The sequence below is a fragment of the Streptomyces sp. NPDC021019 genome (assembly GCF_044333295.1).
In the GTDB taxonomy this organism is placed as follows: domain Bacteria; phylum Actinomycetota; class Actinomycetes; order Streptomycetales; family Streptomycetaceae; genus Streptomyces.
Genome location: NZ_JBIRQR010000003.1, coordinates 994,722 through 1,012,399, shown reverse-complemented (window position 1 = coordinate 1,012,399; position 17,678 = coordinate 994,722). Strand labels below are relative to the sequence as shown.

Sequence of the window (17,678 nt, the reverse complement as noted above, 5' to 3'; positions counted from 1 at the left end):
GACCCGCCGCCCAGGAACCCATCGGCTCGTATCGGCCGCTACCGGCTCGTACAGGAGGCACCAGGCGTGAGCACCATCATCGGTGTGGACATCGGGACGTCGGTCACCAAGGCCGTGGCGTTCGACGGGGCGGGCGGCGTCCTGGCCTCCGCGAGTCGGCGCTCGCGTCTGGACATGCTGCCCGGCGGACGGGTCGAGCAGGATCTCGACGAGGTCGTGGCCGGTGTCGGCGATGTGGTCCGCGAGGTCGCCGCCGCGGTCGGCCGGCCGCCGGAAGCCGTGGCGCTCACCGGACAGGGGGACGGTCTGTGGCTGCGGGACTCCGGGGGCCGCCCGGTACGGCCCGCCATCTCCTGGATGGACGCGCGGGCCTCGGAGCTGGTGACCCGCTGGCTGGTGGACGGCACGGTCAACACCGCTTTCGCGCACACCGGCTCCGGCATGTTCCCCGGGTGCCACGGCCCGCTGCTGAACTGGCTCCAGGAGCACGAGCCGGACTCGCTGGACCGGGCCGCCGTCGCGGGGTACTGCGTCGACGCGGTCGCCCAGCACCTCACCGGCCGGGTGTGCCTCGACGCGTCCGACGCCACGCTGCCGTTCCTCGACCCGCGTACCCGCCGCTACGCGCCCCGCGCCCTGGCCGCCTGCGGTGTCGCCGAACGGGCGGGTCTGCTGCCTCCTCCCGCCGCCCCGGGAACGGTGCTCGGACTGGACGGCCGCGGTGCCGGACTCCTGGGGCTGCCCGAGGGGCTGCCGGTCGTGGCGGGGCCGTACGACCTGCCGGCCTGCGCCATCGGGAGCGGGGTGCGCGAGGTGGGGGACGGTGTTCTCATCCTCGGCACGACCCTCGCGAGCCAGGTGCTGACCGACCGCGTCGATCTCGATCCGCTCGCCGAGCCCGCCGGCATGTGGCTGTGCACACCCACTCCCGGCCGATGGCTGCGCGCCATGCCCGCCATGGTGGGAACAGCGGCGCTGGAATGGGTGCTCGCCCTCGTCGGCGCGACCACGGCCGACGTGGACGTCCTGCTCACCGACAGCCCGCCCGGGGCCCGGGGCGTCCATGCCTTCCCCTTCCTGTCCGAAGCGGGCGAACGGGCCCCGTTCGTCGAGCCGTCGGCCCAGGGCAGACTCGACGGGCTCAGCCTGGCGACGGGCCGGGAGGACGCCGTGCGGGCCGTCTGCGAGGCCATCGGGTACGCCGCCAGGCACTGCCTGGACACGGCGGGGCTGAGCGGCACCCTCGCCCTCTGCGGCGGCGGCACCCGGTCGGTGATGTGGGCCCGGCTGATCGCCGACGTCCTCGGCCGACCCGTCCGCGTTCCGCTGGAGGAGCAGGTCGGGGCGCTCGGCGTGGTGTCCGTCGCCCGCGCCTCCCTGTCCCCCGGGTACGAGGCCCCTCCGGGACGCCACCAGGTCGTCGATCCGCGCGAGGACGTTCGGGCGCTGTACGAGGACGGATACGAGCGGTACCGGGCGGAGTTGGCGACGGCCCGGGCGGAGTGGGGGGCTCGCGCGCGGTTGCCCGGACGTCTCTGAACGGGCCGGCCGCCCTGTTATTTATGACATGCCCATTGACACTATTAACACATGCGCTGTTAATTTGACGCGAAGGAGGGCTCTCCGCCTGAAGACCAGGAGATTCCAGTGAAGCAACGCTCTGTCAGATCGTTCGCCGCTGCCCTGTCCACGATGGCGGTGATCGTCTCCGCCGCCGCCTGTACGACGAAAGCGCCGAACGGTACGGACGGCGAGTCATCGGAGGACGCGAAGATCGCGTTTCTGATGCCCGATATCGCCTCCACCCGGTACGAGTTGTACGACGCCCCCCTCTTCAGGGCCAAGGTCAGGGATCTCTGCGGCGGTTGCGAGGTCCTGTACCAGAACGCGGGCGGCGACGCCGCGAAGCAACAACAGCAGGCCGACTCCGCGCTCGCGCAGGGCGCGGACGTCCTCGTGATCGATCCGGTCGACTCCGCCGCGGCGGCCAGTACCGTCCGCACGGCACAGGGCCGAGGAGTCCCGGTCATCGCGTACGACCGGCCGATCCCGGCGGTCAAGGCCGACTACTACGTCTCCTTCGACAACGAGAAGATCGGCTCCATGATCGGCGCGTCCCTGGTGGAGCACCTCAAGGCCACCTCGGCCGAGGGCGGCCTCCTCCAGGTCAACGGATCACCGACCGACGCGGCGGCGGGCCTGATCAAGAAGGGCATGCACAGCGCGGTCGACTCCAGCGGATTCGAGCTCCTCGCCGAGTACGACACCCCTGCCTGGGAACCGGGGAAGGCGCAGAGCTGGGTCAGCGGCCAGATAGCCAAGTTCCCGGGAAGGATCGCCGGAGTGGTCGCCGCCAACGACGGCACGGGCGGCGGATCCATCGCCGCGTTCAAAGCGGCCGGAGCGACCGTGCCGCCGGTGACCGGGAACGACGCCGAACTCGCCGCCGCCCAGCGGATCGTCAAGGGCGACCAGTACAACACCATCTCCAAGCCCATCAAGACCGTCGCGGAAGCCGCCGCCACCGCGGCGTTCGCCTTCGCCCGGGGAGAGAAGCCCCGGGGCGACACCACGCTCTTCGGCACCCCCTCGGAGCTCTTCACCCCCACCGTGGTCACCCGGGAGAACATCGCGGAGGTTCTGGTGGGCGACGGGAAACCGCTGAAGACCGCCGAGGTGTGCACGACGACGTACGCCGCCGCCTGTGCCGAGGTGGGCCTCACGTAGTCCCACCGGCCCGACCGCGCGGCGCCCACGACCGTCCGCGGCGCGGTTGGACACCCCGCCCGGGTCACCACTCCCCCGCCCGCCCGCCCCGGAAGGCCGGTCCATGTCCGCTGACTCCTTGCCCTCCCTTCACGAGGCGCCGGGCGGCTCGCTGCTCTCCCTGCGCGGAATCAGCAAATCCTTCGGCGCCGTCGCCGCACTCACCGATGTCGACCTCGACGTCGCCGCGGGGCAGGTCGTGGCTCTGGTGGGCGACAACGGCGCGGGGAAGTCCACCCTGGTCAAGGTCCTCTCCGGGGTGCACCGGCCGGACGCCGGAACCATCGGCTTCGGCGCCGGGACCGTGGCGATCACCTCCCCGGCCACCGCACAGCGGCTCGGTATCGCGACCGTGTTCCAGGACCTCGCCCTCTGCGAGAACCTGAACGTGGTGGAGAACCTCTTCCTCGGGCGCGAGCTGCGAGGGTTGCGCCTGGACGAGGTGGGCATGGAGGTGCGCTCCCGTGCTCTGCTCGGGGAACTGTCGGTGAAGATCCCCTCGGTACGCGTCCCGGTCGCGGCCCTGTCCGGCGGCCAGCGGCAGACGGTGGCCATCGCGCGGACGCTCCTGGGCGACCCCAAGGTGATCGTCCTGGACGAACCGACGGCCGCCCTGGGCGTGGCACAGACCGCGGAAGTCCTCAATCTGATCGAGCGTCTGAGGGAGCGTCGGCTGGGCGTCATCATGGTCAGCCACAACATGGCCGACGTGCGGGCCGTCGCCGACACCGTGGCCGTCCTGCGGCTCGGCCGCAACAATGGTGTCTTCGACGCGGCCGGGACGACGGGGTCGGAGCTGGTGGCGGCCATCACCGGAGCCACCGACAACGTGGTCAGCCGCCGCGCCGGCCGCGACCGGGCACCGGGCGACGGAACGGAGCCGGCGTACCGGACCGGAGCGGAGCACCAGGGGGAAGCATCATGACGGAACCGGCCGCTGTCACGAGCCCGGAGCTCTCCCCCGGCGAGCGCGTCGAGCCGTCGCCCCGGTCCGCCGGTGCGCGCGACCGCCTGCGAGCGGTTCTCGTCCGGCTGCGCGGCGGCGACCTCGGTCTCCTGCCCGTCCTCGCCGGACTGGTCGTGATCTGGGGCGTGATGCAGATCCTCAACCCCATCTTCCTGTCGAGCGCGAATCTCACGAACCTCGCCCTGGAGAGCGTGCCGGTCGGCATCATCGCCCTGGGGGTCGTCTGTGTCCTCCTCGTCGGCCAGATCGACCTGTCGGTCGGCTCGGTCAGCGGCCTCGGCGCTGCCGTACTGGCGGTCCTCTTCGTGGACCGAGGGCTGCCGGCCTGGCTCGCCGTCGCCGTCGCGCTGGCCCTCGCGGGTCTGATCGGCTGGTTGTACGCCCAGGTCCACAACCGGATCGGGGTACCCAGCTTCGTCATCACCCTCGGCGGCCTCCTCGGCTTCCTCGGCGTGCAGCTGTGGATACTCGGGCCCAAGGGATCGATCAACCTGCCCTACGACTCGGGCTTGGTAGCCTTCGCCCAACTCCAGTTCCTGCCGCCCTGGTTGGCGTACGCACTGGTCGTCGCGGGTGCGGCGGTGCTGTACGCGACCGGTGCCGCCCGTGCGTCGGAGCGCCGCCGGGCGGGGCTCACCGCCGCCTCCCGGCGGCTGCTCGCCGGACGGAGTCTGGCGCTGCTGGCCGGCCTCGGCGCGGCGGTCTGGTATCTCAACCGGGACCGGGGGGTGGGCTGGATGTTCGTGTTCTTCCTCGCCCTGGTGCTGGCGCTGCACTACGTCCTGTCCCGCACCTCGTTCGGCAAGTCGATGTACGCGGTCGGCGGCAACATGGAGGCCGCCCGGCGTGCGGGCGTGAACGTGAGGGCCGTCCTCACCACCGCGTTCGTGCTGTGCGCGACGCTCGCGTGCGTCGGCGGCGTCCTCTCCGCCTCACGGCTCGCGGCGGCCAACCTGAGCAGCGGCGGCGGTGACGTCAACCTGAACGCCATCGCGGCGGCCGTCATCGGCGGCACCAGTCTGTTCGGCGGCCGGGGCACCGCGTTCGCCGCGCTGCTCGGCGTTCTCGTGATCCAGTCCATCTCCAGCGGGCTCACGCTGCTGAATCTCGACTCCGCGTACCGCTTCATGGTGACCGGCGGGGTACTGCTGCTGGCGGTGTCGTTGGATGCCGTGGCCCGGCGTTCGCGGGTCTCCCACGGCAGGGCCTGAGGCACCGCCCGTATCCGGTGGGCGCCGCACATCCCACGACCACCCGACCGGAGGAACCATGCGGAGCCGAGTACCCGCGCACATCGCCGCCCTATTCCTGTCCGCCGTCGTCGCGTCGGCTCTCCCGGCGGTGAGCGGGGGCGCGGCCCACGCCCGTACACCGTCGCCGTCGCCGGCTCCCTCGCTGCCCGCCTCCGTCGACGGCGGGGCCTGGTCGTCCGGGCACCTCCAGGGCACGGCCATCGACCGCCGCAAGGGCCACATGTACTTCTCCTTCACCGATCTGCTGGTGAAGACCGACCTGTCGGGCAGACCGATCGGCTCGGTCACCGGCTTCACCGGGCACCTGGGCGATCTGGACTTCAACACCGGTGACGGCCGGGTCTACGGCTCCCTCGAGTACAAGGCCGCCGAAGCGTTCTACGTCGCGATCTTCGACGGGGCCCGCATCACCCGGATGAACATGGACGCCCGGACCACCGATGTGGTCTCCACCGTCCATCTCCGGGAGGTCGTACGGGACTACACCGCCGATATGAACGGCGACGGAGTCTTCGACGGCAACACCGGCGACACCCCCGACCACCGCTACGGGTGCAGTGGCATCGACGGCGTCGCCTTCGGCCCCGGCCTGCACCGCCGGGGCGGCGGCCGGCTCACTGTCGCGTACGGCATCTACTCCAACACCTCCCGCACCGACAACGACCACCAGGTGCTGCTCCAGTACGACGTGCGCGACTGGAGCAGGTACGAGAGGCCGCTCGTCGAAGGCGCTCACCACACCAGCGGCCCCGCCTCCCCCGACGGCAAGTTCTTCGCCTACACCGGCAACACCACGTACGGCGTCCAGAACCTGGAGTACGACCGGCGGAGCGGGAACTGGCTGATGGCCGTGTACAAGGGCAGGAAGACGACGTTCCCCACCTACGCGCTCTACGTGGTGGACGGCTCGGAGCCCGCCCGCCGGGGAGAGGTGCAGGGGCAGCCGCGCCCCGAGTCCGGCCACCTCCTCTCCCTCCTCCCGCGCGGGCTGCACCACGAGCCGTCCGGTGTGTACGGGTACGAGTCGGGCGGCCAGTACGGTCTGGTCTCGCTCGACGACGGCCGCTTCTACGTGGCCGAGGCGGGTACGGCCGACTCCGGAGGGAACACGCTTCAGACCGGCCGCGCGGTGCTGCACCGCTGGACGGGTGCGGCGCCCAATCCCTTCACGGCGCCGGGGCGACCCTGACCAGCGTCATTCGCTTGCGTTCTCGGTCCGCCAGTGCTCCCACAGTGCCGACAGCTCCGCTTCCAGCGCCGGTGCCCCGGTGTCCAGCAGCCGGACCTGGGCCCCGGGTCCCGCGAGATCCGTCCGGTAGGGGTGGGGCGGTCCTGGCGGGCGGGCGCCGAGGGCGGTGATGGAGCCGATGATCCGGTTCGGGCCGAGGAGGCCGGGAAGTTCGCGTATCTCCGGGTCGGTCAGGTCGAGGTCCTCGACCAGCAGTTCCCGGTCGTTGTGCACGGCCCGGGTCCTGGCCCGGACGCGGCCGCCGCGTTCACCGGAGCGGCCCAGGACGAGGGTGTCGCGCCACAGCATCCGGGCGCCGGGCGCGAGCGTCACCTCCATCGTGCGGTCGACCCACGCCCCGTGCGCGACGACGAACGGCTTCCCGTCCCAGTCCAGTCGGCCGCCTGCCGCGATGTCGATCCTGGCCCGCCACGCCGATCTGCCTCCCCGGTGGTCGTACGCCACCAGACCGGAGGGTTCGACCAGTTCCAGGTGGGCCCCCGGGCCGACCGAGACGTGCAGCCGGAGATCGTCGCCGGCCAGCAGCCCCGCCCGGGTGCCGACGAGGGCGATCCGCAGACGGTCCGCGCACGGCAGCAGGGGGCGGGGGGCGAGGAACGCCCCGGGAGACAGCTCGCGGGCGAGGTGCCGGCCGGAGGCGTCGCGCTCGACGGCGACGACCGTGGGATCGTCGGGCTCGGCCGCGTGGACGGCGAGGGCGGGCGGGCCGGTCACGAGCCGTCGTGGCTGTGGCTGTGGGGCGCCATCGGGCCGGGGTCGGTCGGGACATGGGTGCCGGAGCGGTGGCGTACCAGCACGGCCCGCACCCAGTCGGCCAGGTGGGCGATCGACTCGGGATCGTGCTTGGACAGCGCGAGGACGGGCAGACCGTCGCGGGCCCGTTCGGCGTCGGCGACCATCGCGGTCACGTCGACCTCCACGTGCGGGGCCAGGTCGGTCTTGTTGATGACCAGGAGATCCGCGCCGGTGATGCCCGGGCCACCCTTGCGGGCGACGTCCCCGCCGCCCGCGACGTCGATGCTGAAGAGCTGGGCGTCGGCGAGGGCGGGGCTGAACGTGGCGGTGAGGTTGTCGCCCCCACTCTCGATCAGCACCAGGTCAAGCGGCCCGTAGGCCTCCTCCAGGTCCTCGACCGCGTCGAGGTTGGCGCTCACGTCGTCGCGGATCGCGGTGTGCGGGCAGGCTCCGGTCTCGACGGCGCGGATGCGCTCGGTGGGCAGGACGCCGGCCGAGCGTAGGAAGCGGGCGTCCTCGTCGGTGTAGATGTCGTTGGTGACGACGGCCATGGAGAGCTCGCCGGCCAGTTCGCGGCAGAGGGTGGCGAGGATGGAGCTCTTGCCGGTGCCGACGGGACCGGCGACGCCGATGCGCAGGGCGCGCGGCTGGTTGAGCGGCTGGTGGTAGTGCTCGTTGGGGCCCTGGGCGGGTTGTCCGGGCTGCTGGGCGGAAGCGTTGTCAGGCAAGGAAGAGTCTCCGTTCGCGTCGGTCGTGTTCGAGTGCCCACTGCTCGGTGAGCGGTGGTGTACGGGCGGGGAGTTCGGCGGGGGTGCGCACGGCCAGTGCTTCGGTGACGGCTCGCGCGGCGTCCGCCTCGGCGGCGACGATCCACGCGACCGAGTCGAGGGGGTCGCCGGGCAGCAGCTTGAGCGCGGCGGAGGCGATGGTCTGCAGTTCGTCGTAGACGACGCCGTGGGCCAGCGCCTCCTCCCCCACCCCCAGGACGGCCCCGAGCGCCCCGAGGGTCACCGGCCGCAGGGGGCGCGGGTGGAGCCGTGTCAGGGCGGTGACCGCGGGATGGTCGGGGGCCAGCCGGCGGGCGAGGCGGTGCACACCCCGGCCCAGTGCGGCGGAGGCCTCGCGCAGCGGCGCCGTCGGCGTCCGGGCGGCGAGCGCCTCCTGCACGGGCGCGTAGTCCACCGGATCGCGCTGGGCAGCCCGCAGGGCGAGTACGGCGGCGGCCGCTTCGGTGACGACGGTGGTGTGCAGACGGGCCCTCAGCAGGCCGGGGATCTGCGCGCGCGTGAGGCCCGCCGCGACGGCCGGTTCGAGGCCCGCGCTGTAGGTGTGGGCGCCGACCGGGAGCCGCCCGTCGGCGAGGAGGTAGGGGGCGAGCAGCGCCATCAGAACATGCTGTACCGCTGGGCAAGCGGCAGTTCGGCGGCGGGGGCGGGCTCCACGAGCTCCCCGTCGATGCGGATGGCGAAGGTCTCCGGGTCCACGTCGATGGCCGGGAGCGCCGTGTTGTTCGGCAGGTCCGCCTTGGTGAGATGGCGGGTGGGCCGTACGGCGACCAACTCCCGGACCAGGCCGAGCCGTTCGGCCAGCCCATCGGCCAGTGCCACCGGGGAGACGAAGCTGACGGACAGGTGCGGCGCGGCCTCGGCGGCGGCGGTGGCGCGCATCAGGACCGGCTGGGTGGTGGGGATCGCGGCGCCCGCGTCGCCCAGGGGCGCGTACACGGCCATGCCGCCCTTGATGACGGCGGCGGGCCGGATCCCGAAGAAGGCGGGGTCCCAGAGCACCAGGTCGGCGAGCTTTCCGGGCTCCACGGAGCCGACGACGTGGTCGATGCCGTGGGCGACGGCCGGGCAGATCGTGTACTTGGCGACGTACCGGCGCGCCCGCTCGTTGTCGGCGGGCAGTTCGCTGCCTCGGTCGCCGAAGCGCTGCTTCATGACGTGGGCGACCTGCCAGGTGCGGCAGACGACCTCGCCGATGCGGCCCATCGCCTGGGCGTCGGAGGAGGTGATGGAGAGTGCGCCGATGTCGTGCAGCACGTCCTCGGCGGCGATGGTGGTGGCCCGGATCCGGGACTCGGCGAAGGCGAGGTCCTCGGGTACCCGGGGGTTGAGGTGGTGGCACACCATGAGCATGTCGAGGTGCTCGGCGACGGTGTTGACGGTGTGCGGGAGCGTCGGGTTGGTGGACGCCGGGAGGATGTTCGGGTGGGAGGCCACGGTGATGATGTCGGGAGCGTGGCCGCCGCCCGCGCCCTCCGCGTGGAAGACGTGGATACCGCGTCCGGCGATGGCGTCGAGGGTGCCTTCGACGTAGCCAACCTCGTTGAGGCTGTCCGCGTGCAGCGCCACCTGGAGGCCGTACGCGTCGGCCGCCCGCAGCGCGGCGTCGATCGCAGCCGGGGTGGCGCCCCAGTCCTCGTGGACCTTGTAGCCGCCGGCGCCGCTGAGGGCCGCCTCGCGCAGGGCTTCCTCGCCGACGGTGGAGCCCTTGCCGAACAGCATGACGTTGAGCGGGACGCGGTCCAGGGACCGGTGCATCATGGCGAGGTTCCAGGCGCCGGGGGTGACGGTGGTGGCCTTGGAGCCCTCGGTGGCGCCGGTGCCGCCCCCGATGACGGTGGTGGTGCCGGTGGCGAGCGCCTCGTGGAGGGTCTCCGGCATCAGGAAGTGGACATGGGTGTCGACGGCTCCGGCAGTGAGGATGCGCCCCTCGCCGGAGATCACGTCGGTGCCCGGGCCGATCACCAGATCCGGATGGACGCCGTCGCTGATGTCGGGGTTGCCGGAACGGCCGAGGGCGACGATCCGCCCGTCACGGACGCCGATGTCGGTCTTGACGACGCCCCAGTGGTCCAGGACGACCGCGTTGGTGATGACCAGGTCGGGCGCGCCCTCGGCCCGGGACGCGGTGGCCTGGGCCATCGACTCGCGGATGGACTTGCCGCCCCCGAAGACGGCCTCGTCGCCGCCGAAGCACCGGTCCTCCTCGACCTCGATCCAGAGATCGGTGTCGGCGAGGCGGATCCGGTCCCCGGTGGTGGGGCCGTAGAGCGAGGCGTAGGCGGCGCGGGTCAGCTGGGCCATGTCACCAGGTCCTCCGTTCGGGGTGTGGGGGCGGGGGCGGGTGTCCGGGCCCCGGGCAGCACGATGCCGGGAACGCGGCGGCGGCCGCGGAGTTCGACGAGGCTGACGTCGACGCCGACCCCCGGCTCGAAGCGCAGCGACGTGCCCGACGGAATATCGAGTCGAAATCCCCGGGCGGCGGCCCGGTCAAAAGAAAGTGCCGGATTCGCGTCGGAGAAATGCAGATGGGATCCGACCTGAATGGGCCGGTCTCCGTCGTTCACCACGGTGAGAGGCAATACCGCGCTTTCGGCATTGATGTGCACCACTCCGGAGCCGGTCCGGATCTCGCCCGGGATCACGGGATCGGCGAGGTGATCGTGACGAGCTTGCGCCCGTCCGGGAAGGTCGCCTCGACCTGGACGTCGTGCAGCATCTCGGGGACGCCTTCCAGCACGTCAGCACGGGTGAGCACGGCCCTCCCCGCTGTCATCAGCTCGCTGACCGGGACTCCCTCACGGGCCCGCTCCATCGCCCAGCACGCGAGCAGGGCGACGGTCTCCGGGTAGTTGAGGCGGACGCCGCGGGCACGCCGGTCACGGGCGACCATTCCGGCAACACTCAGTAGCAATTTCTCCGTGTCGGACGGAGTCAGAAACATGGGAAACCTCCATGGCGGCCTCCCCGGAATTCCCGGCGGCGCCTGAACCACATGCCTCTTATAGCCCTTCTCTTCGCGGCGTGGCAAATTCCTGCGCACGGCAAAAAGTCCCTTTTTGTGGTTACGACCCACTACATACGGGCAAAACGCACAAAATTCGGTCGGCCGGCTACCTGGATGAGCGCGTTGGAGCGGACCGACCGGAAGGTTCCGTTGGCGATGCCTCGTCCGGTCCGCCCTCGTGTCGGAGGGGACGCGAGGGTGACCTCACGGCATCCCCGGTTCGCGCCCCCGGAAGGTCCGGCGTCTCGAAACGGGGCGGAAGGTCAGGGGTGATAAGTGATCGTGTCCGGGTCATCGATCCCACCTGCTCCTTCGGAAGAAGTCCGGGCCCACCCTCACCGGTGATTCGGAGCCGGGCGCCCAAGGGATGGGTCCGTCGGGTGACCCGCCTCACACTGGCCCCTGTCAGCAATCGGAGGTCTGTCCCGTTCAAGGGGTACGCGAACGAGACAGGAGCCATGTCATGAAGCACCGCATCGTCGTACTCGGCGCCGGCTACGCCGGGGCTTTCGCCGCCGGCAACCTGGCCCGAAGGCTCTCCCCCGCCGACACCGCGGTCACCGTCGTCAACGCCGCACCCGACTTCGTCGAGCGCATGCGCCTCCACCAGCTCGCCAGTGGCCAGGAGCTCGCGTCCCGCAGGCTCACCGACGTGTTCGCGGGTACCGGGGTGCGGTTGCGTCTGGCGCGAGTCACCGGAATCGACCCCGAGCACAGGACCGTCGCCGTGGCCGGCGAGGACGGCGAGGACGGCGCCGGTGAACTCTCCTACGACACCCTTCTCTACGCGCTCGGCAGCTCCGTCGCCCACCATGACGTCCCCGGCGCGGCCGAGTACGCCTTCGATGTGGCCGGCCGGTCCTCGGCGCTGCGCCTGCGGGAGCGCCTGGCGGGCCTGGGCGAGGGCGGCACCGTCGTGGTCGTCGGCGAGGGGCTGACGGGGATCGAGACCGCGACCGAGCTCGCCGAGTCGCGCCCCGGACTCTCCGTCGCACTCGCCGCCCGCGGCGAGCTGGGCGCCTGGCTCTCCCCGAAGGCGCGACGTCATCTGCACGGCGCCTTCGACCGGCTCGGCGTCACCGTGCACGAACACACCGCCGTCGAAGCCGTCGAGCCGACACGGGTGCTCACTTCCGACGGCAGGTCCGTCCCGGCAGATGTGACCGTGTGGTCGGCCGGGTTCGCGGTGCACCCCATGGCGGGCGCCGCCGGCCTGGAGGTCGCCGCAACGGGCCAGATCGTCGTCGACCGCACCATGCGTTCGGTCTCTCACCCGGACGTCTACGCCGCGGGCGACTGCGCCTACGCGATCGGCGAGAACGGCCGGCCGCTGCCGATGTCCTGTGCCTCGGCCGGTCTCACCAACATGCGCGCGACCGCCGCGATCGTCGCGCGCCTGACGGGCCATGAAGTCCCGGACACCGGGCTGAAGTACTTCGGCAACCACATCAGCCTCGGACGGCGGGACGCCATCTTCCAGATGGTGGGCGGGGACGTCCGGTCGAAGGCCTGGTACCTGGGCGGCCGCACCGCCGCACGGCTCAAGGCGGGTGTGCTCAAGGGGGCGGAGTGGGGCATCGTCCATCCGACCTTCGGAATGCCGAAGCGCAGGCACCGCCTGGCCCCCGCGCCCGGCCGGGCCGGTACGCGGGTCGCCGCCTAGGCTGTTGCGCATGGACAGCGCAGCCGTCGATCAGTTCGAGGCCGGCCGGAGCAGACTGGCCTCGCTCGCGTACCGTCTGCTCGGCTCGGCGGCCGACGCCGAGGACGCCGTGCAGGACACGTTCCTTCGCTGGCAGGCCGCGGACCGCGAGCGGATCGAGGTACCGGAGGCGTGGCTGACCAAGGTCGCCACCAACCTCTGCCTCGACCGGCTCCGCTCGGCACAGGCGCGTCACGAACGAACGGCCGGCGCGTGGCTGCCCGAACCGCTCCTCGAAGGCGACCCGATGCTCGGTCCGGCCGACACCTTCGAGCAGCGTGAATCGGTGACCTTGGCCGTACTGACCCTTCTGGAGCGCCTCTCGCCGGCCGAGCGGGCCGTCTACGTCCTGCGGGAGGCCTTCTCGTACAGCCACGCCGAGATCGCCGCGATTCTCGACATCACCGAGTCGGCGAGCCAGCAGCATGCCCATCGGGCGCGTACCCGGGTCGCCGCCGAGCGCCGCCGCGGCGGCGCGGCCGACCCGGCGTCCGCGCGCCGGGTCGTCGAGGAGTTCCTCGCCGCCGCCACGTCGGGGCGCACCGATCGGCTGGTGGCGCTGCTCACCGACGACGTGACGGCGGTCTCGGACGGCGCCGGACTGGCCAGGCGGCTGCTGCGTCACACATCGCGCGAACGGGTCGCCTCCTTCGCCCGGGCGGGCTTCAAGCCGACCCCGGCGAAGCGGCGGCTGGCCGGCGGCTCGCTCGCGATGCATCTCGTGCGGGTCAACGGCACCCCGGCCGTCGTCGCCGTGGTCGGGGGCCGGGTCGTGGGCACCGTGGCGTTCGAGGTCAGCGACGGCAAGGTCGCGTCCCTGTACGGCATCGCCGCCACGGCCCGGCTCGCGCGCCTCGACGAGGCGTGGCAGCGGCGCGACCCCGGCGTACCGGTCATCGACGCGTGGTGAGCGGCGGTGGCGGAGTCGGCCGAGGAGGACGGCGGCGCGGCTCCCTCCGCGAGCTGCGATAGCTTGCCCGCCATGACTGAACTCGACAGCTCCACCTGGCCGCCGGCCCCGATCAGGACGCAGCGGCTCACGCTCCGTGGGTCCGAGGCGCGGGATCGCTCGGCGTTCATCGAGCTGTTCGCATCGCCGGAGGTGGGTGCTCACATCGGTGGCCCCCAACCGCGCGACGCTCTCGAACGCTCCGTCCCCGAGGTGCCGGGGCGACGGCGGGGCTTCTTCGTGGTCGAGCTCGACGGAGCGATGATCGGCACGATCACTCTCGACCGTCGGCCCGGGGAACTCCCGGATCACCTCCGTCCGGATGCCGGGGAGACCGAACTCGGCTACCTGTTCCTGCCGCAGGCCTGGGGCTTCGGGTACGCCTCCGAGGCATGCGCCGCCGCGCTCGCCTGGTTCGCCGCCATACTTCCCGGCGAACCGGTGGTGCTCTGCACCCGGATCGCCAACGGCCCTTCGATGCGCCTCGCGCGGAAGCTGGGGTTCACCGAGGTGAGCCGGTTCGAGGAGTACGGGGCCGAGCAGTGGTTGGGCGTGTGGAGTCCGGTCACGCCGTCCGGCTGATCCAGGGCCGTGCGCCCTCGCGTCGGTCCCGTGCCGTACGCCCTCGCGAGCAAGCCGTGTCAGGGCGCTCCGCCGTTACACAACGATCATTGAGTGCGCCCGAACGGCCTCTGCATACTTCAGGAATCCGGGGCCGAACGCGTATCCGAACGCGCCCCGTGCGGCCGGGCCTTCGCCCGCCCGAACCACTCCTGAGCAGGGACAATCTTGCGAAAAAGATCAACGAGGGCGTACGCGCTCGTCGCCACGGCCTCGGTCGCCCTGACCGCCGGCATGACCGCTCCGGCGTCGGGGAAGACCGGCGGCCCGGACACGGCATCCCCGACCACCGCCAAGGCCTTAAAGGCAGACGACCGGACCGTCGAAACCGTCACCCTGATCACGGGTGACCGAGTCCTCGTGGACGCCAAGGGCCGGGTCGGTGGCATCCAGCGTGCCGAGGGCCGGGAGGACATACCCTTCTTCACCGAGATCCACGACGGCCGCACCCATGTGGTGCCGCGTGACGCCCGGCAGCTGATCGCCGACGGCAGGCTGGACCGGCGGCTGTTCGACATCACCGCGCTGGCCGAGCCGGAGAGCCGCAAGGCCCACCGGGCCGGGCTCAAGGTGATCGTCGGCTACCGGGGAGCGGCGGCCAAGTCCGCCCGTGCCGAGGTGCGGTCCGCGGACGGCACCACCGTCCGCCGGACCCTGTCGGCCCTCGACGCCGATGCCGTGACCAGTGCGGCGGCCACCGACAGCAAGGGCACGCTGTGGGAGGCCCTGACGCGTCAGCGGGAGAACGGTTCGGCGGCCACCGCGTCCGGCATCGCGCGGATCTGGCTCGACGGTGTGCGCGAGGCCTCGCTCGACCGCAGCACGGGGCGGATCGGCGCCCCGGCGGCCTGGGCCCGGTCGTTCGACGGCACCGGTGTGAAGATCGCCGTCGTGGACACGGGCATCGACGCCACCCATCCGGACCTGGCGGGCCGGGTGGCCGCGGAGCGCAACTTCAGCGGCTCCCCGGACGCCCGGGACCGTGACGGGCACGGCACACATGTGGCCTCCACGGCGGCCGGCACCGGAGCGAAGGACGCCCGGTTCAAGGGCGTGGCCCCCGGAGCCCGGCTGATCAACGCGAAGGTGCTGGACGACCGGGGCTTCGGTGACGACTCCAGCGTCATCGCGGGGGTCGACTGGGCCGTGGCCCAGGGCGCCGACGTCATCAACATGAGCCTGGGCGGCCTCGACACCCCCGGAATCGACCCGCTGGAAGCCCAGGTCAACAAGGTCTCGGCGGAGAAGGGCGTCCTGTTCACGATAGCCGCGGGCAACAACGGGTCGAACCAGGGCACGGTCGCGTCGCCGGGCAGCGCCGACGCGGCCCTGACCGTCGGCGCCGTCGACGACGACGACCTGATGGCCGACTTCTCCAGCGTCGGTCCCCGTACCGGTGACAAGGCCGTCAAGCCCGACATCACCGCACCGGGCGTGTCGATCACGGCCGCAGCGGCGGAGGGCGTGGCCGAGCAGAACCCGCCCGGCTACCACAGCCTGAACGGCACCTCGATGGCGACTCCGCACGTCGCGGGGGCCGCAGCGATCCTCAAGCAGAAGAACCCCGCCTGGACGGGCGCGCAGATCAAGGCCGCCCTGACGGGCTCTGCCAAGGACGGCGCCCACTCGGTCTTCCAGCAGGGCGCGGGCCGGCTCACCGTCGACAAGGCGATCGACCAGACGGTCGTCGCCGAGCCGGTCTCCGTGAACCTGGGCACCCAGGCCTGGCCCCACACCGACGACGCCCCCGTCACCAAGCAGGTGACGTACCGCAACAACGGCGGCGCCGACGTGACGCTGGACCTGTCGCTGTCCGCGCCGACCGGCGGGGACGGACAGCCCGCCCCGGCCGGCTTCTTCACCCTCGGAGCCCAGCGGGTAACGGTCCCGGCGGGCGGTACCGCCGCCGTGGACCTGACGGCCGACACCCGTCTCGGCGGAACGGTCGACGGCTCCTACTCCGCCACCGTCGTGGCGTCGGGGGGCGGCCGGAGCGTGCGCACGGCGGCAGCGGTGGAGCGCGAGGCCGAGTCGTACGAGGTCACCTTCAACGCCACCGGACGGAACGGCGCGCCCAGCACAGGCTGGCAGGCGGACCTGAAGGGGTACGTCGGTCATGCCTCGGGCCTGCGATTCTTCCCTGACCTGTCGTCCGGTTCGGCCACCGTCCGACTGCCGCGCGGCACCTACAACCTGTCGGCCGACATGCTCGTCGATCCCGCGGCTCCGGGCAAGGGCGCCGACCTGATCAACAACCCCCGGTTCTCGGTGACCGGCCCGACCACGGTCGACCTCGACGCCCGGACCACCCGGCCGGTGACGTTCAAGGTGCCGGACGCGTCGGCCACTCCGACGCGCGCGGGGATGATGTACGCCCTGAACACGCCCGAGACGGGCATCACTCTGTGGAGCGACTTCACGAGTTTCGACAACGTCCGCACCGCGTACCAGGGTGCCCCGGTGACCGGCGACTCCTCCCTCTACCAGCAGTGGTCCGCCCACTGGAAGCAGGGGGCGACCGAGTACAACGCGCTCGCCGGCAGTCTGGTCCCGGAGCTGGCCACCGGCTACAGCAAGACGTACACGACCAAGAACATGGCTCTGGTGAAGGTGCGGATCGGGGCGTCCGTGCCCGGCCTCGACGGCATCGTCAGGGCCGACGGTGAACTGGCCAACGGGGGGATCGCCCCGCTCTACTCGGCGCACCCCCTGCCGGGGACCCGGAAGGTGTACCTGTCCACGGACGACGACGCCGTCTGGAACATCGCGGCCGGTGTGCTGGGTGAGAAGGACGCGGCCGGCGGCCGGCAGGTCGAAGGGGCCTACTCCTTCGCGCGGTCACGACGCTTCGAGCCGGGGACGACGCACACCGAGACCTTCCACGCCGGTGTGATGGGGCCGCAGATCAAGGCCGGCGACGGTCTCGTGCGCGACGGCGACAACCTCTACGGCTCGCTGGCACTGGTCAGTGACGGGCCGGGCCATCCCGGGTTCGCCCGGTACGCCGGTGCGACCACCACCATCCACCGTGACGGCGTGCTGTACGCGAAGGAGGACGCGGCCATCGACGAGCGGTTCTTCGCTCTGCCTCCGGAGTCCGCCACGTACAAGGTGGCGACCACCATCAACCGGAACCCGGCGGTGTACCGCGCCGGGAACCGGATCGACGCCTCGTGGACCTTCACGTCGGCCCGCACCGAGGCTCCGGCGACCCTGCCGGTCTCCACAGTCCGTTTCCAGCCGCGGCTCGCGCTGGACTCGACCGTTCCGGCAGGGTCCCAGCAGACGTTCCCCGTCGTGGTGCAGGGCGCGGCGGCCGGAGCCGGCCTGAAGTCGCTGCGGGTGACGGTGTCGTACGACAACGAGAAGTGGCTGCCCGCCAAGGTCACCGCGGGCAAGGTCACCGTGAGCGCCCCGGCGAAGGGCAAGGCGATCTCGTTGAAGGCCGTCGTCACCGACAAGAGCGGCAACGAGTCGACGGTCACGATCCACAACGCCTTCTTCGGCAGGTGAGGCGCCCCCGGGCGGAACACCGCCCGGGGTGACCCCGGGCGAAGCGGCCTGCCGGAACGGAAGTTCCGGCGGGCCGCTGTCATGCCGTCGGTGGGCCGACCGCTCCTTCCGCTCGTTCCCGCCTTCCTTCA

General features: G+C 71.8%; 15 protein-coding genes. 9 read left to right on the top strand and 6 right to left on the bottom strand.

Annotated elements, in window-relative coordinates; all coding sequences use genetic code 11:
• Positions 1 to 66 precede the first annotated feature (66 nt).
• The 5 genes from ACH4RG_RS22110 (at position 67) to ACH4RG_RS22090 (ending at position 6,175) form a co-directional block, all read left to right on the top strand.
• Positions 67 to 1,539 (top strand): FGGY family carbohydrate kinase, encoded by a 1,473-nt coding sequence (locus ACH4RG_RS22110; RefSeq protein WP_397918069.1) that lies wholly within the window; start codon positions 67 to 69, stop codon positions 1,537 to 1,539.
• 108 nt (positions 1,540 to 1,647) lie between these two features.
• Positions 1,648 to 2,727 carry a substrate-binding domain-containing protein gene (locus tag ACH4RG_RS22105; RefSeq protein WP_397918068.1) on the top strand — a complete coding sequence of 360 codons (1,080 nt, stop codon included), beginning with the start codon at positions 1,648 to 1,650 and terminating at the stop codon, positions 2,725 to 2,727.
• A 103-nt stretch (positions 2,728 to 2,830) separates the two neighbouring features.
• Entirely contained in the window at positions 2,831 to 3,691 is an 861-nt protein-coding gene (locus ACH4RG_RS22100; protein ID WP_397918067.1) for an ATP-binding cassette domain-containing protein, read from the top strand.
• A complete protein-coding gene (locus ACH4RG_RS22095) occupies positions 3,688 to 4,944 on the top strand; it encodes a sugar ABC transporter permease (protein WP_398540012.1) in 1,257 nt (418 codons plus the stop codon). Before ACH4RG_RS22100 ends, ACH4RG_RS22095 begins: the two co-directional genes overlap by 4 nt.
• A gap of 58 nt (positions 4,945 to 5,002) precedes the next feature.
• Complete coding sequence (locus ACH4RG_RS22090; RefSeq protein WP_398540011.1) at positions 5,003 to 6,175, top strand: hypothetical protein; 1,173 nt, start codon at positions 5,003 to 5,005, stop codon at positions 6,173 to 6,175.
• Between the two features lie 6 nt (positions 6,176 to 6,181).
• Here ACH4RG_RS22090 and ACH4RG_RS22085 read toward each other — a convergent pair whose 3' ends face one another.
• Genes ACH4RG_RS22085 through ACH4RG_RS22060 form a run of 6 tightly spaced genes read right to left on the bottom strand, consistent with a single transcriptional unit; the run spans position 6,182 to position 10,699 of the window.
• Positions 6,182 to 6,949 (bottom strand): urease accessory protein UreD, encoded by a 768-nt coding sequence (locus tag ACH4RG_RS22085; RefSeq protein WP_397918064.1) that lies wholly within the window; start codon positions 6,947 to 6,949, stop codon positions 6,182 to 6,184.
• Positions 6,946 to 7,698: an urease accessory protein UreG gene (gene ureG / locus ACH4RG_RS22080; RefSeq protein WP_397927408.1), complete on the bottom strand. Its 753-nt coding sequence runs from the start codon at positions 7,696 to 7,698 to the stop codon at positions 6,946 to 6,948. The genes ACH4RG_RS22085 and ureG overlap by 4 nt, the downstream gene beginning before the upstream one ends.
• Positions 7,691 to 8,356, bottom strand: a complete 666-nt coding sequence (locus ACH4RG_RS22075) for an urease accessory protein UreF (RefSeq protein ID WP_397918062.1) — start codon at positions 8,354 to 8,356, stop codon at positions 7,691 to 7,693. Before ACH4RG_RS22075 ends, ureG begins: the two co-directional genes overlap by 8 nt.
• Positions 8,356 to 10,059, bottom strand: coding sequence for an urease subunit alpha (locus ACH4RG_RS22070; protein WP_397918061.1), 1,704 nt, complete (start codon positions 10,057 to 10,059; stop codon positions 8,356 to 8,358). Before ACH4RG_RS22070 ends, ACH4RG_RS22075 begins: the two co-directional genes overlap by 1 nt.
• Positions 10,047 to 10,400, bottom strand: coding sequence for an urease subunit beta (ureB, locus tag ACH4RG_RS22065; RefSeq protein WP_397918060.1), 354 nt, complete (start codon positions 10,398 to 10,400; stop codon positions 10,047 to 10,049). Before ureB ends, ACH4RG_RS22070 begins: the two co-directional genes overlap by 13 nt.
• On the bottom strand, positions 10,397 to 10,699 hold the full coding sequence (locus ACH4RG_RS22060; protein WP_397918059.1) for an urease subunit gamma: 303 nt from the start codon (positions 10,697 to 10,699) through the stop codon (positions 10,397 to 10,399). The genes ureB and ACH4RG_RS22060 overlap by 4 nt, the downstream gene beginning before the upstream one ends.
• 526 nt (positions 10,700 to 11,225) lie before the next feature.
• Between ACH4RG_RS22060 and ACH4RG_RS22055 the strand changes: the two genes are divergently transcribed.
• The 4 genes from ACH4RG_RS22055 (at position 11,226) to ACH4RG_RS22040 (ending at position 17,547) form a co-directional block, all read left to right on the top strand.
• Positions 11,226 to 12,425: an NAD(P)/FAD-dependent oxidoreductase gene (locus ACH4RG_RS22055; protein WP_398540010.1), complete on the top strand. Its 1,200-nt coding sequence runs from the start codon at positions 11,226 to 11,228 to the stop codon at positions 12,423 to 12,425.
• A gap of 10 nt (positions 12,426 to 12,435) precedes the next feature.
• Positions 12,436 to 13,374, top strand: coding sequence for a sigma-70 family RNA polymerase sigma factor (locus ACH4RG_RS22050; protein ID WP_397918057.1), 939 nt, complete (start codon positions 12,436 to 12,438; stop codon positions 13,372 to 13,374).
• Positions 13,375 to 13,446: 72 nt separating this feature from the next.
• Entirely contained in the window at positions 13,447 to 13,995 is a 549-nt protein-coding gene (locus ACH4RG_RS22045; RefSeq protein WP_397918056.1) for a GNAT family N-acetyltransferase, read from the top strand.
• A 207-nt stretch (positions 13,996 to 14,202) separates the two neighbouring features.
• Entirely contained in the window at positions 14,203 to 17,547 is a 3,345-nt protein-coding gene (locus ACH4RG_RS22040; protein ID WP_398540009.1) for a S8 family peptidase, read from the top strand.
• Positions 17,548 to 17,678 lie beyond the last annotated feature (131 nt).